Here is a 21,674-nt window from a genome sequence, read left to right on the forward strand (position 1 = left end):
TACTAAATAGTTAGTTAAACTGGAAGAATGAAAATACGATATTAATGTGTTAGACAATGGATGAGCATCGAGCAACCATGTCTAACACATTTTTATTTGAATTTTATCATGATGTTTGGCCCTTACTTCATATATTTTATAAAAAGGATGGTGAAGTTAAATGGCCAGAATTTCAGATTTTCAAGTTAAAGATGTTGTAAATGTTGCCGATGGAAAGAAATTAGGCAATATTGTTGATTTAGATATTGATCAATCAAATGGAAAAATTACTTCGATTATTTTAACAAAGCCAGGGAAGGGCTTAAATTTTTTTAGCAAAGAAGAGGAAATGACAATTTATTGGAATGACATTGTGAAAATAGGTGAAGATGTTATTTTAGTAAAATATCGTTCATCTGTGGATTTGGATGAAAATCAAGCAAGTCCAGTTAAATACACTTAAAAAACTCGTTGACTAAACGAGTTGCTAGACGATGAATGGGGCGTAGTTGTACTTTTACTTTATTCTTAAAATTGGCTATCACATCGAATATGATACTTTGTAGCTAATTTTTTTGAAAGTGAAAAAAATAAGTGTCTTTTGTCAAAAATAATCAAAAATGTGAAATCTATGGTAAAATATAGGAAACCATCAACTGGTTTACATATATATTTACTAAATTAGTTTCTGTGAGGTCTTATAATATGAAAGAGAGCTTCATTCAATCGACTGAAAGTACTTTTATGATTCAACCTTGGGAAGACTCATATAAACATTTAGTTGCAGGATTTACAACAAAAAATGATGGAGTTAGCCAAGGTTGTTTCACTTCTTTTAATCTTGGATTACATGTAAATGACTCGAAGGATATTGTCGTAGAGAATAGAGAACTCCTTGCGAGTAAATTAGAGTTTTCAAAGACGAAATGGGTTTGTTCAGAACAAGTTCATGGGAATAATGTCGTGAAAGTAACAAAAAAAGATTGCGGCAAAGGTGTTACTGATTACAAAACTAGCATCGAGACAACAGATGGTTTTTATACGAATGAGGAAAATATATTACTAACTTCCTGTTATGCAGATTGTGTTCCATTGTATTTCCTTGAACCAAAAAGTAAATTTATTGGTTTAGCTCATGCAGGTTGGAAAGGTACTGTTCAAAATATTGGCGGACGTTTAATCGAAAAATGGATTAAAGAAGAAAACTTACAACTTAAAAATATCCAAGTTGCAATCGGACCATCAATTGGTGATTGTTGTTATGAAGTGGATGATTTTGTGATGAATAAGCTAAATGAAGCTTTTGAACACAAGATTCCTAATAATATTTTAGCCTCTTTACAAAATGGGAAATTCAAATTGAATTTAAAAGAAGCAAACAAACAATTACTCATTAATTCGGGCGTTAGTGAAGAAAATATACTAATGACAAATTATTGTACAAGTTGTAACCCGAACTTATTTTTTTCTCACCGTAGAGATAGTGGAAAAACAGGAAGAATGATGAGTTATATTGGTTGGAGGAATTAGCATCATGACAGTCAAACAAAATTATGAACGTATTAGTGAACAAATTAATGCAGCTAAAGAAAGAGCAAATCGAAGTGATGAAGTCACTCTAATAGCTGTTACAAAACAAGTATCTACCGAAGTGGCTTTAGAAGTTTTAGCTGAAGGTATACAACAATTAGGGGAAAACCGTTTTGAAGGTCTAAAGGAAAAACAAGATCATATTAAAAGTGATGTTGTTTGGCATTTTATTGGTTCACTTCAAACTAGAAAAGTAAAAGACGTCATACATAGAATTGATTACTTACATTCTTTAGATCGACTATCCTTAGCAGAAGAGATACAAAAAAGAGCAACAGAACCATTAAAATGTTTCCTACAGGTCAATGTATCTGGAGAAGACTCAAAGCATGGCATACATCCAAATGATGTAATTGAGTTTGCTAGACAGCTTTCAGAATTTGATAAAGTACATGTGGTTGGGTTAATGACAATGGCACCATTTACAGAGGATGTTACAATCATTCGCAATAGTTTCAAAGGATTAAAGGAATTACAAGACAAAGTAAAAGATCTACAGATTGCAAATATTCCATGTTCTGAATTATCAATGGGGATGTCTAATGATTTTGAGATAGCAATAGAAGAAGGTGCTACATTTATAAGAATAGGTACTGATTTAGTAGGAAAGGGTAGGTAAAGAAGATGAGTATTATTGGGAAAGTAAGAAACTTTTTCGCAATGGAAGATGAGTATGAAGATGATTATGAATATGAAGAGCAACAACATCAGCAACAAAAACAATACCAACAACAGCAACAACAACAACAATTTTCTAAACATGTAAATGAAGAAATGAACCATGAGCGAAATGCATCAAAGCAAAAATTAGTAAGTATACCAGGAGGAGCTTCTTTGTCGTCAAAAGTTGTATTAGCGCAGCCGCGTGAATATGCAGAAGCACAAGATGTTGCAGACCATTTAAAATCAAAAAAAGCAGTTGTGATCAATTTACAACAAATGCAAATCGATCAAGCTAAACGCTTTGTTGATTTCTTAAGTGGTACAGTTTATGCAATAAGTGGAGATATAAAAAAAATTGGTACAAATACGTTTATTTGTACACCTGATAATATTGATATTTCTGGAACGATTACAGATATGTTATTTGAGGAAGAAAATTCCATTAAAAGGTGGTAATTAAATGGATATACTTTTTTATATTTTATACAAATTAATCCAATACTATAGATACGTCATCGTAATTCATATCATTTTATCTTGGTTCCCTCAAATAAGACAATCGGGCTTCGGTCGCTTAATTGGTAAGTTATCAGAACCATATTTAGAGCCGTTCCGTCGAATTGTTCCGTCAATCGGTATGTTTGATTTTTCACCAATTATTGCATTATTTGCTTTAGAATTTGCTGGATATGGAATAGCAAGTATTTCTCATTACTTTTAAAAAAGAGAATCTTACAGGTTCTCTTTTTTAATTAATAATGATAGTTTGATGAAAAAGAGGATTGCATCAATGAGTATTTATGATCATTATCGAAAAGAAGAACATGTTTTCGTAGATAAGGTTCTCAGCTGGAAGGAACAAGCAATTGAACGCTATTCGATTAAGTTGACAGATTTTCTAGATTTAAGAGAACAAATGATCATGCAATCAATTATCGGCAATCAAGGAGAGTGTTTTGTGGCTTTTTTTGGTGGTCGAAATGATTGTGAACGAAAGCGTGCAATTATTTATCCAAGTTATTATACACCAGTTGACGAGGACTTTTCTTTGGTAGCATTTGACTTAGTTTATGCAACTAAATTTCACACTTTATCTCATCGACAAGTATTGGGAACATTAATGTCTTTAGGAATCACAAGAGGAAAATTTGGTGATATTTTAATTAAAAATGATACTATCCAAGTAATTGTTGCCGATGAAATAGCAAGTTTTGTAGAAAGTAACTTAAATTCTGTAGGAAAATCGCCAATTAAGTTAAGTAGAATTTCATTTAAAGAATTGATTGAATCAGATGATGTTTGGCAAACTAATAATGGTACTGTATCATCACTAAGATTAGATGTTTTATTGAGTGAATTCTATAATATATCGAGGCAAAAAGCTCAAAGCTTAATTAAAGCCGAACACGTTAAAGTGAATCAGCGAGTTATTGATTCTACTTCGTTCCTATGTGAAGAAGGAGATTTATTCTCTGTCAAAGGTTTTGGTAGAGGAATGTTAATGTCAATTGATGGCTTATCAAAAAAAGAAAAATGGCGTATAAACTACGGTGTCAAAAAATAGTCAGAAATTGTAGAAGGAAAAACGTAGAAACTGTCGAAAATTTATTATAACCTATTAATAAAGAACATACATACATGGAGGTGGCTTAATTGCCTTTAACACCACTTGATATTCATAATAAAGAATTTGGTAAAAGTTTTCGTGGCTATGACGAAGATGAAGTTAACGAGTTTTTAGATCAAGTCATTAAAGATTATGAATTAGTTATTCGTGAGAAGAAACAATTAGAAGAACAAATTCTTGATATGAAAGAAAGATTAAAGCATTTTTCTACTATAGAAGAAACTTTAAATAAGTCAATTTTGATTGCGCAAGAAGCTGCTGAAGATGTAAAAGGTAGTGCCCAAAAAGAAGCTAAATTGATCATTAAAGAAGCGGAGAAAAATGCTGATCGTATTATCAATGAAGCTTTAATTAAATCTAGAAAAGTTACTATGGAATTTGAAGAGCTTAAAAAGCAATCGAAAGTATTCAGAACTCGTTTAAGAATGGCTATTGAAACACAATTAGAAATGTTAGGCCATGAAGATTGGGATCATATTTTAGAAGATAAAGAAACAGAAGAAATCGCAAACTAGTCGTATTAGCCTTGACGATTTGTAAAGTTTTACATATAATTTATTAGATATTAATAGTAAATCGGTGACAGGGAAGAGTACTTCTATAAAACTAGGTAGCGAGTCAAGGATAGTGTAAGCTTGATATAGAAAATAGAAGGAAAATCACCCTAGAGTGCTTTTCTGAATTTGAGTAAGAAAAGACGTTTCATTCACGTTACGAATGCTAAGTGGACAATGATGAATGAAATTTATTGTCAATTAGGGTGGTACCACGGGAAACCTTTCTCGTCCCTTTTTTGGGATGAGAAAGGTTTTTTTTAGTCTTATACGATTTATTATACATAATAGACAACCCCACTAATAAAAGGCTTGTAAGATGGATACAATGCGTTAATGTGGAATTTAAAACTGTAAAGTAAGCTGCTATAGAGTAGTTGGACTTGCCTTAAAAGGCTAATTTTAGAACAATCAAGTTTAAAAATGGAGGAAAGCAAATGGAGTACAAAGATACGTTACTTATGCCAAAAACTGAATTTCCTATGAGAGGAAATTTACCTCAACGTGAGCCACAAATTCAAGAAGAGTGGAACAAAAAAGATATTTATGCAACTGTTCAAAAACATAATGAAGGAAAACCGTCATTTATTTTACATGATGGACCACCTTATGCAAATGGTGATCTTCATATGGGACACGCACTTAATAAAGTATTAAAGGATTTCATTGTACGTTTTTATAATATGAATGGATACCGTTCTCCATACGTTCCAGGTTGGGATACGCACGGTTTACCAATTGAACAAGCGTTAGCAAATAAAAAAGTAAATCGTAAAGAAATGTCTGTAGCAGAATTCCGTAAACTATGTGAAGAATATGCATACGAGCAAGTAGAGCGTCAAAAAGAACAATTTAAACGTTTAGGAATTTTAGGTGATTGGGACCGTCCATATATCACACTTGAAAAAGAATATGAAGCTGAACAAATTAAAGTATTCGGTAAAATGGCTACTAAGGGATTAATCTATAAAGGCCTAAAACCAGTATATTGGTCTCCATCAAGTGAATCTGCACTTGCAGAAGCGGAAATCGAATACCAAGATAAGCGTTCTGCATCAATTTATGTTGCATTTGCAGTGGAAAATGGGAAAAATGTTTTAAATGGTGGAGAGAAATTCATTATTTGGACGACAACTCCATGGACGATCCCTGCTAACCTAGCTGTATGTTTACATCCTGAATTAAGCTATGATGTTGTATCTGTCAATGGAGACAAGTTCGTAGTTGCAAGTGAGTTAAGAGAAGCTGTAGCAAAAGAATTAGCTTGGGAAGATGCAGTAGTTGAAAAGACCTTTAATGGTTCTGAACTTGAAGGAATTATTTGTAAGCATCCATTATATGATCGTCAATCAGTCGTTATTTTAGGTGATCATGTAACAACTGACGCTGGAACAGGTTGTGTTCATACTGCACCTGGTCATGGTGAAGATGACTTCCGTGTAGGCACGCAATATGGATTAGAAGTGCTTTGTCCAGTAGATGAAAAAGGTGTTCTAACAAAAGAAGCTCCTGGATTTGAAGGTTTATTCTATGATGAAGCAAATAAAGAAATTACAAAAGCATTAGAAGAAAAAGGTGCTTTATTAAAATTACAATTTATCACACACTCTTATCCACATGACTGGAGAACGAAAAAGCCAATTATCTTCCGTGCAACTGCACAATGGTTTGCATCAATCGAAGCAATTCGTGAGCAATTAATGCAAGCTGTACAAGATACTAAGTGGTTCCCAGCTTGGGGTGAAACTCGACTATTTAACATGGTTCGTGATCGAGGAGATTGGTGTATCTCACGTCAACGTGTATGGGGAGTGCCGATCCCAGTATTTTATGCTGAAGACGGCGAAGCAATTATTACAGAAGAAACGATTGAACATGTTTCGAACTTATTTAAAGAGCATGGTTCAAATATTTGGTTTGAAAAAGAAGCAAAAGAATTATTACCAGAAGGATATACACATCCTGGTTCACCAAACGGTAACTTCACTAAAGAGAAAGATATCATGGATGTATGGTTTGATAGTGGTTCATCACATCAAGCGGTATTAAACACGCGTGAGGAATTATCTTTCCCTGCTGATATTTACTTAGAAGGTTCTGACCAATACCGTGGTTGGTTTAACTCTTCATTGAGTACAAGCGTTGCAGTAACAGGTCAAGCTCCTTATAAAGCTGTAGTAAGCCATGGTTTCGTTTTAGATGGTGAAGGTCGCAAGATGAGTAAATCAATCGGAAACATCGTCCTACCATCAAAAATTATGAATCAATACGGTTCAGATATTTTACGTCTATGGGTAGCTTCTGTAGATTATCAATCAGATGTTCGTATTTCAGACGCATTAATGAAACAAGTTGCTGAAGTATATCGTAAAATCCGTAATACGTTCCGTTTCTTACTAGGAAACTTAGATGGATTTAATGCAGAACAAGATGCTTTAAAATATGGTGAGCTACGTGAATTAGATCAATACATGCTAGTTAAATTAAATAATGTGGTTAAAACTGTTCGTGAATCATACGAGAAATATGAATTTGCAAATGTTTACCACACAATTCAAAACTTCTGTACGACTGAATTAAGTTCTTTCTATTTTGATTTATCAAAAGATGTTTTATATATCGAGCCAAAAACGAATAAAGATCGTTTAGCAATACAAACGGTATTACATGAGTCATTACAAGCTCTGACTCGTTTAGTAGCTCCAATCTTACCTCATACAGCTGAAGAAGTTTGGTCTCATATGGCAGGTACTACAGTTGATAGTATTTTCTTAACTGAAATGCCAGTTATTAAAGATTTCGGCGATACTCAAAGCTTAGAAGCTAAGTGGGAAAAATTCATGGATTTACGTGATGACGTATTAAAAGCACTTGAAGTTGCACGTAATGAAAAAGTAATCGGTAAATCTCTAACTGCTGCTGTGAAAATCTATCCTAATGCAGAAGTAGCAGAGCTATTAAATTCAATTAATGAAGACTTCAAACAATTATTAATTGTTTCTCATGTAGAAATTGCAAGTAACGACGAGCAAGCTCCTGAAACAGCGCAAAAATTTGATACATTAAGTATCGAAATAACTCCTGCGACAGGTGAAACTTGTGAACGATGCTGGGTAGTTACAGAAGAAGTTGGTAAAGATGAAGCACACCCAACACTTTGCTTACGTTGTGCAAGTGTAGTAAAAGATATGTAATTGAATGTGAAGAAGTAAAATAGAGAGCCGAGAGATTAAACTTTCGGCTCTTTTTCCTTTCCTTTTTTTATTGATCGCAGCGCCAATACCAAATGAATTAAACATGGTCACAAACGATGAGCAATGCCAAAAATATGTATCATTCAACATTAAGTTTTAATGGTGGATACAAAGGTGAAAACATTGCACATGGTCAAACAACAGCAAATGAAGTAATGACTGATTGGATGAATTCTCCGGCTCATAAAGCGAACATCATGAGTCGAAACTTTAACCAACTTGGAGTAGGGAAAGTGGGAACATATTGGATAATCATATCATCACGTTTATTGAAATTTTTGAATGAAATAAGGAAAACCCGCAATCGGAATTTGATCCTATGCGGGCTTTCTTTTTACTATGTGAGCTATAATTCGGCTTTCATCACAATTATGAATGGAAATATCTTTTTCCATTTCCTTTAAAGGAAAAAGTTTCACCTATTATCGATTTCAATTTGAGGGAAAAGTATTTTTATATAACTAAATTGGGAGTGAAGAAGATGAGGAGCAATGATATTTTCTATATTAAACAAGAGCTCGAACTAATTAAAAATGAATTGCTACATCGTTTATTTTCTGAACCAATAAGTTCCCTTGATATTGAGCAGCATCATTCAATTTTCGAGGAAACAAATAAACATCAGATACTCGTTGAAGACATGCAAAATGATTTGTATGATATTGAAATAGCCTTGCAAAAAATTGACCATGGATTATTTGGTTATTGTGAAGTAACCGGGCAAGCAATTCCAATTGAAAAATTAAAAGTGCTTCCAACAGGACGAACGTTGGAGGATTTTAGTTTTGTAAGAAATCATTACTAATACTATTCATTGTATAAACGTTTCCCCTATGCTAAAATTTGATGAGATATCTAATAAGGTAGGGGATAAATTTGGCATATATTATTGCGTTAATTGTCATTTTAATTGATCAACTAACAAAACTTGCAGTATTAAAGAAGATGTATTTAGGAGAAAATATTGAGATTATTAAAAATATTTTTTACATAACATCACACCGCAATCAAGGAGCGGCTTGGGGGATGCTTCAAGGGAAAATGGGCTTCTTCTATTTAATAACTCTAGTCTTTGTGGTAGCAGTGATTTATTTTATTCAAAAGCACGCAAAAGGAGATCGATTCCTTGGTCTATCTTTAGGATTAGTTTTAGGTGGTGCGATAGGTAATTTTATTGATCGATTCTTCCGTAAAGAAGTAGTTGATTTTATTCACGTTTACATTTTTAATTATGATTTCCCAGTGTTTAATATCGCCGATTCAGCACTTTGTGTAGGTGTTATTTTATTATTTATTATTACTTTATTGGAAGATAAAAGAGGAGTTAAGAAATGACAGTTTTTGCTTTTACAGTTCAAGAGGATCAACATTTAGAAAGAATCGATACGTTTATTGCTACTCAAAATGATGAGTGGTCAAGGTCTCAAGTACAAACTTGGTTAAAAGAAGATTTTGTATTAGTGAACGGTGAAAAAATTAAACGTAATTATAAAGTAAAGCAGGGCGATGAAATATCAGTTTCAGTACCTGATCCTAAGCCATTAGAAGTAATAGCAGAGAATATTCCACTAGATGTTTATTATGAGGATGCAGATGTTATTGTCGTAAATAAACCACGTGGAATGGTTGTTCATCCTGCATTAGGTCATGAAACGGGTACTTTAGTGAACGCTTTAATGTATCATTGTAAAGATTTATCTGGCATAAATGGTGTATTAAGACCTGGTATAGTACATCGAATCGATAAAGATACTTCAGGTTTATTAATGGTTGCAAAAAATGATATAGCTCATGAAAAGCTTGCAGAGCAATTACGTCAAAAAACCTCTGTACGTAAGTATATTGCGGTTGTCCATGGTGTAATTCCGCATGAAGAAGGCACAATCGATGCGCCAATCGGTCGAGATAAAAGTGATCGTCAAAGTATGACGGTTACTGAAGAAAATAGTAAAGAAGCAGTGACTCATTTTAGAGTTTTAGAGCGATTTGATGAATTTACTTTAGTTGAATGTCAGCTTGAAACAGGTCGTACACACCAAATTCGTGTTCATATGAAATACATAGGATATCCGTTAGCTGGTGATCCTAAATATGGACCACGTAAAACATTAGATATAGATGGTCAAGCACTGCATGCAGCTGTTTTAGGATTTAAGCATCCAAGAACAAATGAGTATTTAGAGTTTTCAGCACCTATACCAGAAGTACTTGAAAATATTATTGAACAATTACGCAGATAACTGTTGACAAATGATTGCAATATAGGTCATAATAAGGACAGTTGAATGAACCTTTAACACAACCCCGTGAGGTTGAGAAGGAAGCGGAAAAAAGAAAAAGGATAATTGTATCCTTTTGCGCTACCCTCTTGTCCATCGGGCAAGAGGGTTTTTTGCTTCTACACTATACAAGTAGGAGGTAAGGTAAATGACTGAAAAAGCAATCATCTTAGACGAACTAGCGATTAGACGTGGTTTAACAAGAATTGCACATGAAATGCTAGAAAATAACAAAGGTATTGAAAATGTTGTTTTAGTTGGTATTAAAACAAGAGGTGTTTATCTAGCAAAACGAATTGCAGAAAGAATTAAACAGATTGAAGGTAAAGATGTAATAATGGGCGATTTAGATATTACGCTTTATCGAGATGATTTATCGACAAAGACAGAAAACAAAGAACCTCTAGTAAAGGGTTCAAATGTTCCTGTAGACCTAACAAACAAAAAAGTAATTTTAGTTGATGATGTGCTTTACACAGGTAGAACAGTTCGTGCCGCAATGGACGCTGTTATGGACCTAGGTAGACCAGCACAAATACAATTAGCAGTTTTAGTTGATCGAGGACATCGTGAGCTTCCAGTAAGAGCAGACTATGTTGGAAAAAACATTCCAACTTCGAGTAATGAAAAAGTAGTTGTAGCATTAAAGGAAACAGATGACCACGATAAAGTAAGTATATTTGAAAAATAGAAGTCCCTTTTAAATTTGGTCCAGAGAGGCTAACAAAGGGTCTAGTTGGTTGCTGCCATTTGAAGCAACGCACTTGGACTCTTTGTGTACAATCACAAAGAGTTTTTTTATTGGGAAAATTGGAGGAAACAACATGATGAAACATAAACCTGTCCTTGAAATAAATGAAAAACCGAATATAGGTCAATGGATTTTCCTAAGTTTACAACACTTATTCGCAATGTTTGGATCGACTGTATTAGCTCCAATCTTAATCGGCATAAATCCTTCAATCGCGCTAATCTCAAGTGGGATTGGAACTATCGTATTCATACTAATTACAAGAGGTAAAGTACCATCTTACCTTGGATCATCATTCGCCTTTATCGCTCCGATGTTCTACGCGAAAACAAATTTAGAACCTGGTGCAGCGTTCGTAGGAGTTTTCATCACAGGTATTATTTATGCAGTAATCGCACTAATTATTAACAAAGTAGGCGTGAAATGGTTATTCAGAGTATTACCCCCAATCGTAGTTGGACCGGTAATTATCGTAATCGGATTAAGCTTATCGTCAGTAGCGGTTAGAATGGCAATGAATGGAGCAGACGGCAAATACAGTTCAACATCAATCGCAATTGCATTAATAACTCTAGCAATCACAATCATAACAGCATTATTTACAAGAGGTTTCTTATCAGTCATACCAATCTTAGTAGGAATTATCGGTGGATACATTACATCAATCTTCTTTGGAGTAGTAAATTTTACGGAAATTAAAAAAGCAGATTTAATAGCAGCTCCTGATTTCTCAGTCCCATTTGTTCATTACACACCGCATGTCACTTTCCAGTTGCTGATCATCTTTGTACCTGTAGCAATCGTGACAATCTCAGAACATATTGGACACCAAGTTGTACTAGGAAGTGTCGTAGAAAAAGATTTAATTAAAGATCCTGGATTAGATAAGTCATTATTCGGAGATGCAGTTTCAACAATGATAGCAGGCTTAATTGGAGGACCAACAACTACAACATACGGAGAAAACATCGGTGTTCTAGCAATCACAAGAGCTTACAGCGTATACGTATTTATTGGTGCTGCGATTTTGGCGATATCATTCGGATTCAGCGGTTTAATTTCAGCGGTAATTAGCTCAATTCCGACACCTGTAATGGGTGGTATCTCAATCCTACTCTTCGGAATCATCGCTTCAAGCGGATTACGAGTATTAGTTGAAAACAAAATCGATTTCGCTAAACAACGTAACTTAGTGATCGCTTCAGTCATACTTGTACTAGGAATTGGTGGAGCAGCAATACACATTGGTAAACAATTCGCATTAGAAGGAATGGCTTTATCAGCTTTAATCGGAGTTGTATTAAATTTAGTCTTACCAGAAAACATTGGTGGCGATCGTACAATTGAAAGCAAAGATGAGAGCTTAACTTCATAATAGACATTTTAATGGGGCATTCTTACAATGATAAGAATCCAAAATAAAAGAGATGAAATTCATTTAGGGGGATGACGGATGAATCATTTATTAACCATGTCTGATTTAACAATCGAAGAAATTCAAGATTTGCTGAACGAAGCACAAAGCTTTGCAAATGGAGAAATAAGTAGCCTGAAACGTCAGACATTTGTTGCAAATTTGTTTTTTGAGAATAGTACGAGAACCCGCTTTAGCTTTGAGGTAGCTCAAAAGAAACTTGGTCTTGAAGTAATCAACCTAGCTGTTGAAAGCTCAAGCATTCAAAAAGGTGAAACTTTATATGATACAGTTAAAACCCTTCAAGCAATTGGAGTTGAAGCAGTTGTAATCCGTCATACACAAGACGAGTATTTTCAAGAAATAAAAGATGCAGGAATGCCAATCCTGAATGCCGGCGATGGATGTGGAAATCACCCAACACAATGCCTACTTGACTTACTTACAATTAAACAAGAATATGGCAGCTTTGAAGGATTAAAAGTAGCAATTGTTGGAGATTTAAGACACTCAAGAGTTGCTCGCTCTAATGCTGAAGCACTAACTAGATTAGGTGCAGAAGTATACTTCGCAAGTCCTGATGAATGGAAAGATGATAAAAATACTTATGGAACATATAAAAATTTAGATGAATTAGTCGAAGAAGTTGATGTCATGATGCTACTTAGAGTACAGCATGAAAGACACGACGAAGAGACAAATCACATAATGGAAAATTACTTGCAAAAGCATGGCCTAACAGTTGAAAGAGCAGCAAAAATGAAATCTACAAGCATTATCATGCATCCAGCACCATTTAATCGAGATGTTGAAATTGCAAGTGAATTGGTTGAATGCAAGCAATCAAGAATTTTCAAGCAAATGGAAAATGGCGTATTTGTACGAATGGCTGTGTTAAAAAGAGCCTTACCAACAGTATGGGGAGAGATGAAAAATGAAGTACTTGTTTAAAAACGGTGTCATCTTACAAGAAAATGGTGAACTTCTAAATCGAGACGTATTAGTAGTTAATGGAAAGATCTCAGTAATCGCTGAAACAGTCATTGATGAAGAGGCAAAGCAAATTGAATTAGACGGCAAATTGCTTTCACCAGGTTTAATCGATGTTCATGTGCATCTTCGTGAGCCGGGTGGTGAACATAAAGAGACAATCGAAACAGGTACGAAAGCAGCGGCAAGAGGAGGATTTACTACAATTGCTGCAATGCCAAATACTCGACCTGTACCAGATACAATCGAGCACTTAAGCGCATTAAACAAAAAGATAGAAGAAACAGCAGTCGTAAACGTATTACCATATGCATCAATTACGATCCGACAAGCTGGTGAAGAGCAAACAGACTTTGAAGGCTTAAAAGAAAATGGAGCTTTTGCATTCACAGATGATGGTGTAGGAGTTCAATCTGCTGAAATGATGTACAAAGCAATGCAAAAAGCAGCTGAACTAAATGTTTCAATCGTTGCACACTGTGAAGAAAACACACTGATTCAAAAAGGTTGTGTTCACGAAGGTAAGTTTTCAAAAGAAAATGGACTAAATGGTATCCCATCAATCTGTGAAAGTGTTCAAATTGCTCGAGATGTTCTATTAGCTGAAGCTACAGGTTGTCACTATCATGTTTGCCATATCAGCACTAAAGAATCAGTAAGAGTAGTACGCGATGCAAAACGAGCTGGAATTAATGTAACAGCAGAGGTTTCTCCACACCATTTAATTCTTTGTGAAGATGATATTCCAGGCTTAGACACAAATTTCAAAATGAATCCTCCTTTAAGAAGTGCAGTCGATCGAGAAGCATTAATCGAAGGATTACTTGATGGAACAATCGACATGATTGCAACAGATCATGCACCTCATACAGAAGAGGAAAAAGCTCAAGGAATGCAATTAGCACCGTTTGGAATTGTAGGGCTAGAAACTGCTTTTCCATTATTAAACACTCATTTTGTCGAAACAGGTAAAATGACTTTACAACAAGTAATAAACTTTTTAACAACTAAACCTGCTGAAGTTTTTAACCTAAACAGAGGAAAAATTGAAGTTGGAGCGATAGCAGACCTAACTGTAATCGACTTAGATTTAGAAGAGGAAATCGATTCAACAACATTCCTTTCAAAAGGTAAAAACACACCATTTAATGGTTGGAACTGTAAAGGTTGGCCAGTAATGACTATGGTAAATGGCAAATTAGTATACGAAAGAGAGGAACTAACAGTATGATGCGTCAATTAATATTAGAAGACGGAACAGTTTTTGTAGGAGAAGGATTTGGTAGCGAAGTTGAAACAACGGGAGAAATCGTATTTACAACAGGTATGACAGGATATCAAGAGGTATTAACTGACCCATCTTACTGTGGACAAATCGTAACATTCACTTTCCCTTTAGTAGGGAACTACGGTATCAACTTAGAGGATTTTGAAAGCATCGTACCAGCAGTACATGGCTTAATTGTAAAAGAATATGCTGAGCATCCATCAAATTTCCGAAACAAAATGAGCTTGGATCAATATTGCAAAGATAAAGGAATTCCAGGTTTAGCAGGAATCGATACACGTATGTTAACGAAAAAGCTTCGTGAAGTTGGAACGATGAAAGGTAAATTCTGCAGCATGGAAGCAAATGTTGATGAAGTAGTTGCAGAATTAGCAAATGCACCACTATTCACAAACCATGTTGAACGAGTTTCAACACAAAAACCTTATAGAAGTCCAGGTAGAGGGCACCGAGTAGTATTAGTAGATTTCGGTATGAAACACGGTATTTTAAGAGAATTAACAAACCGCAAATGTGACGTTACAGTCGTACCATACAATATTTCAGCAAAAGAAATTTTCTTACTTGCTCCAGATGGAATTATGTTAAGTAATGGGCCTGGAGATCCAAAAGATGTTCAAGTTGCAATCGAAATGATTAAAGAGGTAGTAGGCAAAGTACCATTATTCGGAATTTGCTTAGGACACCAATTATTTGCTCTAGCAAATGGAGGCAATACTTCAAAGCTTAAATTCGGACACCGTGGTGCGAACCATCCAGTTAAACACTTAGAAACAGGAAAAGTAGCAATCACTTCACAAAACCATGGCTATGCTGTAGAAATGGATTCAATTGAAGGAACTGATTTAGTAGTAACACATGTTGCACTAAATGATGGGACTGTAGAAGGACTTAAACATAAGACATACCCAGCATTCACAGTACAATACCACCCAGAGGCATCACCTGGACCAGAAGATGCAAACTATTTATTTGATGAATTTATTAACATGATGGAAGCACAGAAAAGAGAGGGGAACTTACAATGCCAAAACGCGTAGACATTGAAACAATCTTAGTAATCGGATCAGGACCAATCGTAATCGGTCAAGCAGCAGAATTTGACTATGCTGGAACACAGGCTTGTCAGGCATTGAAAGAAGAAGGTTACAAAGTAATTCTTGTAAACTCAAACCCTGCAACAATTATGACGGATGTACAAACAGCAGATAAAGTATACATTGAACCATTAACAGTAGATTTCGTTAGTCGAATCATTCGTAAAGAACGCCCAGATGCACTTCTACCAACACTAGGAGGTCAAACAGGACTTAACCTAGCGGTAGCACTAGATAAGTCTGGCGTTTTAAAAGAGTGTGGAGTACAAATTTTAGGTACAACGCTAGAAGCAATTAACCGTGCAGAAGACCGTGACTTATTTAGAACATTAATGAACGACTTAAGCGAGCCAGTACCAGAAAGTGAAATCGTTCATACTTTAGAAGAAGCGTACGACTTCGTAGAAAAAATCGGTTACCCGATCATCGTAAGACCAGCCTTTACTCTAGGTGGAACAGGTGGAGGAATTTGCTACAATGAAGAAGATTTAAAAGAAATCGTAGCAAGCGGATTAAAAAATAGCCCAGTAACACAATGTCTATTAGAGAAAAGTATTGCTGGTTTTAAAGAAATCGAGTATGAAGTAATGCGTGATGCAAATGACCATGCGATTGTAGTATGTAACATGGAAAACATCGATCCAGTAGGTGTTCACACAGGAGATTCAATCGTAATTGCTCCTTCTCAAACATTAAGTGACCGCGAATATCAAATGTTACGAAATGTATCATTAAAAATCATTCGTGCCTTAGGAATTGAAGGTGGATGTAACGTACAGCTTGCTCTTGATCCAGATAGTTTCCAATACTATGTAATCGAAGTAAATCCACGTGTATCACGTTCAAGTGCACTTGCTTCAAAAGCAACAGGCTATCCGATTGCAAAATTAGCAGCAAAAATCGCAGTAGGCTTAACATTGGATGAAATGATTAACCCAGTTACAAAGAAAACTTATGCATGCTTCGAGCCAGCATTAGACTATATCGTATCAAAAATTCCACGCTGGCCATTTGATAAGTTTGAAACAGCAAACCGTCAGTTAGGAACTCAAATGAAAGCAACTGGAGAAGTAATGGCGATCGGTAGAACACTTGAAGAGTCATTATTAAAAGCAGTACGCTCCCTAGAATTAGGAATAAGTCATATCGAGCTTAATGCAGTAAAAGAACTGACTAAAGACGAAATGATTGCTCGCATGGCAAAAGCTGACGATGAAAGACTTTACATTGTTGCTGAAGCAATGAGAACAGGTATGACGTTAGAAGAAATTCACGATATCACAAAAATTGATTTCTTCTTCTTACACAAAATTGAAAACATCATTAAAATGGAAAACCAAATTAAAGATAACCATTTTGAACTAGATGTACTTTTAAAAGCTAAGAAAATGGGCTTCAGTGATGATTACATTGCATCACAATGGAAAGCTACAAATAAAGAAATATACGAATTTAGAAAACAAAACCAAATCATTCCAGTATATAAAATGGTTGATACATGTTCGGCTGAGTTTGAATCTACAACACCATACTTCTACGGAACATACGAAATTGAAAATGAATCAATTGTAACGGATAAGAAGAGTGTAGTAGTTCTTGGCTCTGGTCCAATTCGAATCGGTCAAGGGATCGAGTTTGACTATGCAACAGTACACTGTGTAAGAGCAATTAAAGAAGCTGGATACGAAGCAATCATTATAAACAACAACCCGGAAACAGTTTCAACTGATTTCAGTATCTCAGACAAACTATATTTCGAGCCATTAACGATTGAAGACGTTATGCACATTATTGACTTAGAAAAACCGATGGGAGTAGTTGTTCAATTCGGAGGTCAAACAGCTATTAACCTTGCAGGTAAATTAGTAGAACGTGGTGTAAAAATTCTTGGAACTTCACTTGAAGATTTAGATCGAGCTGAAGACAGAGACAAGTTTGAAGAAGCACTTCAACAATTAGGAGTACCACAACCTCTAGGAAAAACAGCAATGACACCTGAAGAAGCAGCAGATATTGCTGATGAAATTGGTTACCCAGTACTAGTAAGACCATCATATGTACTAGGTGGACGTGCGATGGAGATTGTCTACCACCGTGAAGAAATTCTTCACTACATGCAAAATGCAGTGAAAATCAATCCAGAACATCCAGTATTAGTAGACCGTTACTTAACTGGTAAAGAAATTGAAGTCGATGCAATCTCTGACGGAATCGATGTATACATCCCTGGTATTATGGAGCACATCGAACGTGCTGGGGTTCACTCAGGAGATTCAATCGCAGTATACCCTACACAAAATGTATCAAAAGCTGCGAAAGAAAAATTAATCGACTATACAATTAAACTAGCGAAAGGCTTAAATATCAAAGGATTACTTAACATCCAGTTTGTTGTAACAGATAAAGATGAAGTATTCGTACTAGAAGTAAACCCAAGATCAAGCCGTACAGTACCATTCTTAAGTAAAATTACAAATGTACCAATGGCCAATATCGCAACAAAAGTTATCTTAGGTCAAACATTAGCTTCATTCGGTTATGAAACAGGCTATCACCCAGAAGGAAATGAAGTATATGTAAAAGCACCAGTGTTCTCATTCGCTAAACTACGCTCAGTAGATATAACATTAGGCCCTGAAATGAAATCAACTGGAGAAGTAATGGGGAAAGATGTAAGTCTTCAAAAAGCATTATACAAAGCACTTATTGCTGCGGGAATGCAAATCCCAACACACGGTTCAGTGATCATTACAGTAGCTGATAAAGATAAAGAAGAAGTAGTAAATATCGCAAAACGATTCCATGAAATTGGATTTACAGTATTCGGTACAGAAGGAACTAAAAATCATTTAGAAAATCACGGTGTACCAGTAAAAGCGGTAAACAAAATTAACGAACATGAAGACAATATGCTAGATATGATCAAGCGTGGAGACGCACAGTTTGTTATCAATACATTAACAAAAGGTAAAAAACCAGCTCGTGATGGATTCAGAATTCGTCGTGAATCAGTTGAAAACGGAGTAGTTTGCTTAACTTCACTAGATACAGCGACTGCAATATTATCAGTAATTGAAAGCTTAACATTCTCAACTTCTGCACTACCAAACAAAGAAATGAAGGCTGGCGTATTAGTATGATAAAAAAAGAACTCATGACAATTGTCTCAAATAGAGAAATTGCCCATCAAATTGTCGAAATGACATTAAAAGGTGAACTAGTTCAGGAGATGCACTCTCCTGGGCAGTTCGTCCATATAAAAGTGACTGGTGGACTAACGCCACTATTAAGAAGACCAATCAGTATATGTCGGGTCGACAAAGAGAAAAGTGAGTTCACGATGATATTCCGCGCAGAAGGTGAAGGAACGAAGCTTTTAAAAGAAGCAAGCGTTGGACAGCAAGTTGATGTACTAGGCCCTCTTGGTCAAGGTTATGATGTTGAAACTCTTTCAGAAGGAGATACAGCACTATTAGTTGGTGGTGGAATTGGAGTACCTCCGATGTATGAACTTTCAAAGCAATTTAAAGCGCGTGGTGTAAATGTAATTCATGTGTTAGGATTTGCATCAAGTAATGTAGCTTTTTATGAAAAAGAATTTTCGGAATTAGGACCAACCTTTATGGCAACAGTAGATGGAACTCTAGGAACAAAAGGTTTCGTAACAGATGTAATTCGTGAAAAAGAGCTTCAATTTGATCAATACTTTGCATGTGGTCCAACAGTGATGTTAAAAGCTTTACAACAGCAATATAAAGGTATGAAGAATGGCTATATATCACTTGAAGAACGAATGGGTTGTGGAATTGGAGCTTGTTTCGCATGTGTTTGCCATACTGAAGACGGGTCTTATCGTAAAATTTGTAGCGATGGACCAGTATTCCAAGCTGAGGAGGTAGTACTATGATTTCATTACAAACAAAACTTCCTGGCTTAGATTTAAAAAATCCTATTATGCCAGCTTCTGGTTGCTTCGGATTTGGTAGAGAGTTTGCAAATCTTTACGATCTAAGTATTCTTGGAGCTATTATGATTAAAGCAACAACGGTTGAAACACGCTACGGAAATGAAACACCTCGAGTAGCTGAAACAGGGGCGGGGATGTTAAATGCGATTGGACTTCAAAATCCTGGTTTAGAAAAAGTAATTGACGGCGAATTAAAATGGTTATCAAATTATGATGTACCAATCGTAGCAAATATTGCTGGATCAACGATTGAAGACTATGTAACAGTCGCAAAAGAAATTTCAAAAGTAAGTAATGTAAAAGCGCTCGAATTAAACATTTCTTGTCCAAACGTAAAATGTGGTGGGATTGCATTTGGAACGGATGCTGCAACAGCGGCTGAAGTAACTAAAAAAGTTAAAGAAGTTAGCGAAGTTCCGCTATACGTAAAATTATCACCGAATGTAACGAATATTGTTGAAATCGCAAAAGCAATTGAAAATGCTGGAGCAGATGGTTTAACAATGATCAATACATTACTAGGGATGAGACTAGATTTAAGAACTGGTAAACCAATTCTAGCTAATAAAACTGGTGGATTATCAGGCCCTGCAATAAAACCAGTAGCGATTCGTATGATTCATGATGTAAGCCAAGTAGTAAACATCCCAATCATCGGAATGGGCGGGGTTATGAATGCAGAAGATGCACTAGAGTTTTTCCTAGCAGGAGCAAGTGCGATCGGTGTAGGTACGGCAAACTTCGTTGATCCATTTGTTTGTCCAACAATCATAGATGAACTACCTGAAGTGCTACAAAAATATGGATATCAGTCAATTGAAGAATGTATTGGAAGGAGCTGGAAACAACATGTCATCACAAGTGGTCATCGCGCTTGATTTTTCATCAAAAGATGAAGTAATGAATTTTGTAAAAAAATTTCAAAAGTCTCTATATGTAAAGGTAGGGATGGAGCTATTTTACAAAGAGGGTCCAGCGATCATAAAGGAATTAAAAGATTTAGGACATCAAATCTTCCTAGATTTAAAACTTCATGATATTCCAAATACAGTAAAACATGCAATGAAAAATATCGCATCTCTAGAAGTAGACATGGTTAATGTTCATGCAGCTGGTGGAACGAAAATGATGAAGGCAGCATTAGAAGGTCTAGAAGAAGGCACTCCAGCTGGTAAAAAAAGACCATTACTAATTGCGGTAACACAACTAACAAGTACTTCAGAAGAACAAGTAATCCATGAACAAGGAATGTCTTCTTTACAGGATTCAATTAAGCTATATGCTGCTATAACAGAAGCAAGCGGTCTTGACGGTGTAGTTTGCTCTCCACTTGACGTAGAGTTAGTGCAAGCAGCAGTTAAAAGTGACAACTTCCTTACTGTAACACCTGGTATTCGCTTAGCGGATAATAGTGTAGATGATCAAGTACGTGTAACAACTCCAGCGAAAGCTAGACAATTTGGAAGTAGCTATATTGTAGTAGGACGCAGTATTACAAAAAGCGAAAATCCAGTAGAAGCATATGAAGAAGTAATTGCACAATGGGAGGGCGTAACAATATGAAAAAGAATATCGCAGCAAACTTATTAAGCATTGGGGCAGTAAGCCTTCAACCTGAAACTCCATTTACTTGGGCATCAGGGATCAAATCTCCAATCTATTGTGATAATCGCCTAACTCTTGGTTATCCAGAAATTCGTAAAAATATAGCAAAAGGCTTAGTTGAACTAATCCAAGCTAAATTTGGTAACGTAGATGTAATCGCGGGAACAGCTACTGCTGGAATTCCACACGCAGCATGGACAAGTGACTTAATGGAATTACCAATGGTTTATGTACGAAGCTCTGCAAAAGGTCACGGCAAAGGAAACCAAATCGAAGGCCCAATTAAAACTGGACAAAAAGTAGTAGTAGTAGAAGATTTAATCTCAACTGGCGGCAGCGTAATTACATGCGTTGAAGCTTTACGCGAAGCAGGCTGTGAAGTACTAGGAGTAGTCTCAATCTTCACATACAATCTTCCAGCAGCAGTAGAAAAATTTGATGCAAACGACGTAACATACTATTCTCTAACTGACTATGACACACTAGTTGAAGTAGCAAAAGAACAAGGCTCAATCGAAGCAGAACATGTAGCAAAACTAACTGCATGGAGAAAAAATCCACAAGATGCTAGTTGGATGACTGTTGAAGTTTAATACTTAGAGTAAGAAAGATGACT

At 35.6% G+C, this 21,674-nt stretch carries 22 protein-coding genes and 1 other annotated feature; all 22 genes read left to right on the forward strand.

Going from position 1 to position 21,674, the window contains the following annotated elements:
* The first annotated feature begins 160 nt into the window (after positions 1-160).
* The 22 genes from RAH41_RS16480 to pyrE all read left to right on the forward strand — a co-directional run bounded on the left by RAH41_RS16480 (position 161) and on the right by pyrE (position 21,651).
* Complete coding sequence (locus RAH41_RS16480) at positions 161-442, forward strand: YlmC/YmxH family sporulation protein (RefSeq protein WP_069035603.1); 282 nt, start codon at positions 161-163, stop codon at positions 440-442.
* A 242-nt stretch (positions 443-684) separates the two neighbouring features.
* Entirely contained in the window at positions 685-1,509 is an 825-nt protein-coding gene (gene pgeF / locus RAH41_RS16485; RefSeq protein ID WP_331223992.1) for a peptidoglycan editing factor PgeF, read from the forward strand.
* A gap of 4 nt (positions 1,510-1,513) precedes the next feature.
* Positions 1,514-2,188 (forward strand): YggS family pyridoxal phosphate-dependent enzyme, encoded by a 675-nt coding sequence (locus RAH41_RS16490; protein ID WP_331223994.1) that lies wholly within the window; start codon positions 1,514-1,516, stop codon positions 2,186-2,188.
* 5 nt (positions 2,189-2,193) lie between these two features.
* On the forward strand, positions 2,194-2,688 hold the full coding sequence (locus tag RAH41_RS16495) for a cell division protein SepF (RefSeq protein ID WP_331223996.1): 495 nt from the start codon (positions 2,194-2,196) through the stop codon (positions 2,686-2,688).
* A 4-nt stretch (positions 2,689-2,692) separates the two neighbouring features.
* Positions 2,693-2,953, forward strand: coding sequence for a YggT family protein (locus tag RAH41_RS16500; RefSeq protein WP_331223997.1), 261 nt, complete (start codon positions 2,693-2,695; stop codon positions 2,951-2,953).
* Positions 2,954-3,022: 69 nt separating this feature from the next.
* The gene (locus tag RAH41_RS16505; protein ID WP_331223999.1) at positions 3,023-3,796 is read left to right on the forward strand and encodes an RNA-binding protein; all 774 of its coding nucleotides are present in this window, start codon (positions 3,023-3,025) and stop codon (positions 3,794-3,796) included.
* Positions 3,797-3,885: 89 nt separating this feature from the next.
* The gene (locus RAH41_RS16510; protein WP_098846755.1) at positions 3,886-4,374 is read left to right on the forward strand and encodes a DivIVA domain-containing protein; all 489 of its coding nucleotides are present in this window, start codon (positions 3,886-3,888) and stop codon (positions 4,372-4,374) included.
* Positions 4,375-4,429: 55 nt separating this feature from the next.
* Positions 4,430-4,652, forward strand: a binding site (T-box leader).
* A 198-nt stretch (positions 4,653-4,850) separates the two neighbouring features.
* Positions 4,851-7,607 carry an isoleucine--tRNA ligase gene (gene ileS / locus RAH41_RS16515; RefSeq protein ID WP_331224002.1) on the forward strand — a complete coding sequence of 919 codons (2,757 nt, stop codon included), beginning with the start codon at positions 4,851-4,853 and terminating at the stop codon, positions 7,605-7,607.
* A gap of 116 nt (positions 7,608-7,723) precedes the next feature.
* Complete coding sequence (locus RAH41_RS22665; protein WP_419471616.1) at positions 7,724-8,071, forward strand: CAP domain-containing protein; 348 nt, start codon at positions 7,724-7,726, stop codon at positions 8,069-8,071.
* Between the two features lie 77 nt (positions 8,072-8,148).
* Complete coding sequence (locus RAH41_RS16525) at positions 8,149-8,472, forward strand: TraR/DksA family transcriptional regulator (RefSeq protein ID WP_331224004.1); 324 nt, start codon at positions 8,149-8,151, stop codon at positions 8,470-8,472.
* A gap of 71 nt (positions 8,473-8,543) precedes the next feature.
* Positions 8,544-9,002 (forward strand): signal peptidase II, encoded by a 459-nt coding sequence (gene lspA / locus RAH41_RS16530; RefSeq protein WP_419471617.1) that lies wholly within the window; start codon positions 8,544-8,546, stop codon positions 9,000-9,002.
* Positions 8,999-9,907, forward strand: a complete 909-nt coding sequence (locus RAH41_RS16535; protein ID WP_331224006.1) for an RluA family pseudouridine synthase — start codon at positions 8,999-9,001, stop codon at positions 9,905-9,907. The genes lspA and RAH41_RS16535 overlap by 4 nt, the downstream gene beginning before the upstream one ends.
* Positions 9,908-10,094: 187 nt before the next feature.
* Positions 10,095-10,637, forward strand: coding sequence for a bifunctional pyr operon transcriptional regulator/uracil phosphoribosyltransferase PyrR (gene pyrR / locus RAH41_RS16540; RefSeq protein WP_056471028.1), 543 nt, complete (start codon positions 10,095-10,097; stop codon positions 10,635-10,637).
* A gap of 136 nt (positions 10,638-10,773) precedes the next feature.
* Positions 10,774-12,072, forward strand: coding sequence for a solute carrier family 23 protein (locus RAH41_RS16545; protein WP_331224056.1), 1,299 nt, complete (start codon positions 10,774-10,776; stop codon positions 12,070-12,072).
* Between the two features lie 78 nt (positions 12,073-12,150).
* Positions 12,151-13,062 (forward strand): aspartate carbamoyltransferase catalytic subunit, encoded by a 912-nt coding sequence (locus RAH41_RS16550; RefSeq protein WP_331224007.1) that lies wholly within the window; start codon positions 12,151-12,153, stop codon positions 13,060-13,062.
* Positions 13,046-14,332 (forward strand): dihydroorotase, encoded by a 1,287-nt coding sequence (locus RAH41_RS16555; RefSeq protein ID WP_331224009.1) that lies wholly within the window; start codon positions 13,046-13,048, stop codon positions 14,330-14,332. Before RAH41_RS16550 ends, RAH41_RS16555 begins: the two co-directional genes overlap by 17 nt.
* A complete protein-coding gene (locus RAH41_RS16560) occupies positions 14,329-15,429 on the forward strand; it encodes a carbamoyl phosphate synthase small subunit (protein WP_331224010.1) in 1,101 nt (366 codons plus the stop codon). Before RAH41_RS16555 ends, RAH41_RS16560 begins: the two co-directional genes overlap by 4 nt.
* Positions 15,414-18,626, forward strand: coding sequence for a carbamoyl-phosphate synthase large subunit (carB, locus tag RAH41_RS16565; protein ID WP_331224012.1), 3,213 nt, complete (start codon positions 15,414-15,416; stop codon positions 18,624-18,626). Before RAH41_RS16560 ends, carB begins: the two co-directional genes overlap by 16 nt.
* Positions 18,623-19,393 (forward strand): dihydroorotate dehydrogenase electron transfer subunit, encoded by a 771-nt coding sequence (locus RAH41_RS16570; RefSeq protein WP_331224015.1) that lies wholly within the window; start codon positions 18,623-18,625, stop codon positions 19,391-19,393. Before carB ends, RAH41_RS16570 begins: the two co-directional genes overlap by 4 nt.
* Positions 19,390-20,331, forward strand: a complete 942-nt coding sequence (locus tag RAH41_RS16575; protein ID WP_331224017.1) for a dihydroorotate dehydrogenase — start codon at positions 19,390-19,392, stop codon at positions 20,329-20,331. The genes RAH41_RS16570 and RAH41_RS16575 overlap by 4 nt, the downstream gene beginning before the upstream one ends.
* The gene (gene pyrF, locus RAH41_RS16580; RefSeq protein ID WP_331224018.1) at positions 20,303-21,016 is read left to right on the forward strand and encodes an orotidine-5'-phosphate decarboxylase; all 714 of its coding nucleotides are present in this window, start codon (positions 20,303-20,305) and stop codon (positions 21,014-21,016) included. The genes RAH41_RS16575 and pyrF overlap by 29 nt, the downstream gene beginning before the upstream one ends.
* Entirely contained in the window at positions 21,013-21,651 is a 639-nt protein-coding gene (gene pyrE / locus RAH41_RS16585; protein WP_331224019.1) for an orotate phosphoribosyltransferase, read from the forward strand. Before pyrF ends, pyrE begins: the two co-directional genes overlap by 4 nt.
* The last annotated feature ends 23 nt before the right edge of the window (positions 21,652-21,674 follow it).

Origin of the sequence: Gottfriedia acidiceleris, assembly GCF_036421055.1 — a bacterium.
In the GTDB taxonomy this organism is placed as follows: domain Bacteria; phylum Bacillota; class Bacilli; order Bacillales; family Bacillaceae_G; genus Gottfriedia; species Gottfriedia acidiceleris_C.

What these genes read in the sequence shown, in the direction of transcription:
- RAH41_RS16480 (WP_069035603.1), top strand. Translation starts at nt 161, where the DNA reads ATGGCCAGAATTTCAGATTTTCAAGTTAAAGATGTTGTAAATGTTGCC.
- pgeF (WP_331223992.1), top strand. Translation starts at nt 685, where the DNA reads ATGAAAGAGAGCTTCATTCAATCGACTGAAAGTACTTTTATGATTCAA.
- RAH41_RS16490 (WP_331223994.1), top strand. Translation starts at nt 1,514, where the DNA reads ATGACAGTCAAACAAAATTATGAACGTATTAGTGAACAAATTAATGCA.
- RAH41_RS16495 (WP_331223996.1), top strand. Translation starts at nt 2,194, where the DNA reads ATGAGTATTATTGGGAAAGTAAGAAACTTTTTCGCAATGGAAGATGAG.
- RAH41_RS16500 (WP_331223997.1), top strand. Translation starts at nt 2,693, where the DNA reads ATGGATATACTTTTTTATATTTTATACAAATTAATCCAATACTATAGA.
- RAH41_RS16505 (WP_331223999.1), top strand. Translation starts at nt 3,023, where the DNA reads ATGAGTATTTATGATCATTATCGAAAAGAAGAACATGTTTTCGTAGAT.
- ileS (WP_331224002.1), top strand. Translation starts at nt 4,851, where the DNA reads ATGGAGTACAAAGATACGTTACTTATGCCAAAAACTGAATTTCCTATG.
- RAH41_RS22665 (WP_419471616.1), top strand. Translation starts at nt 7,724, where the DNA reads ATGAGCAATGCCAAAAATATGTATCATTCAACATTAAGTTTTAATGGT.
- RAH41_RS16525 (WP_331224004.1), top strand. Translation starts at nt 8,149, where the DNA reads ATGAGGAGCAATGATATTTTCTATATTAAACAAGAGCTCGAACTAATT.
- RAH41_RS16535 (WP_331224006.1), top strand. Translation starts at nt 8,999, where the DNA reads ATGACAGTTTTTGCTTTTACAGTTCAAGAGGATCAACATTTAGAAAGA.
- pyrR (WP_056471028.1), top strand. Translation starts at nt 10,095, where the DNA reads ATGACTGAAAAAGCAATCATCTTAGACGAACTAGCGATTAGACGTGGT.
- RAH41_RS16545 (WP_331224056.1), top strand. Translation starts at nt 10,774, where the DNA reads ATGAAACATAAACCTGTCCTTGAAATAAATGAAAAACCGAATATAGGT.
- RAH41_RS16550 (WP_331224007.1), top strand. Translation starts at nt 12,151, where the DNA reads ATGAATCATTTATTAACCATGTCTGATTTAACAATCGAAGAAATTCAA.
- RAH41_RS16555 (WP_331224009.1), top strand. Translation starts at nt 13,046, where the DNA reads ATGAAGTACTTGTTTAAAAACGGTGTCATCTTACAAGAAAATGGTGAA.
- RAH41_RS16560 (WP_331224010.1), top strand. Translation starts at nt 14,329, where the DNA reads ATGATGCGTCAATTAATATTAGAAGACGGAACAGTTTTTGTAGGAGAA.
- carB (WP_331224012.1), top strand. Translation starts at nt 15,414, where the DNA reads ATGCCAAAACGCGTAGACATTGAAACAATCTTAGTAATCGGATCAGGA.
- RAH41_RS16570 (WP_331224015.1), top strand. Translation starts at nt 18,623, where the DNA reads ATGATAAAAAAAGAACTCATGACAATTGTCTCAAATAGAGAAATTGCC.
- RAH41_RS16575 (WP_331224017.1), top strand. Translation starts at nt 19,390, where the DNA reads ATGATTTCATTACAAACAAAACTTCCTGGCTTAGATTTAAAAAATCCT.
- pyrF (WP_331224018.1), top strand. Translation starts at nt 20,303, where the DNA reads ATGTCATCACAAGTGGTCATCGCGCTTGATTTTTCATCAAAAGATGAA.
- pyrE (WP_331224019.1), top strand. Translation starts at nt 21,013, where the DNA reads ATGAAAAAGAATATCGCAGCAAACTTATTAAGCATTGGGGCAGTAAGC.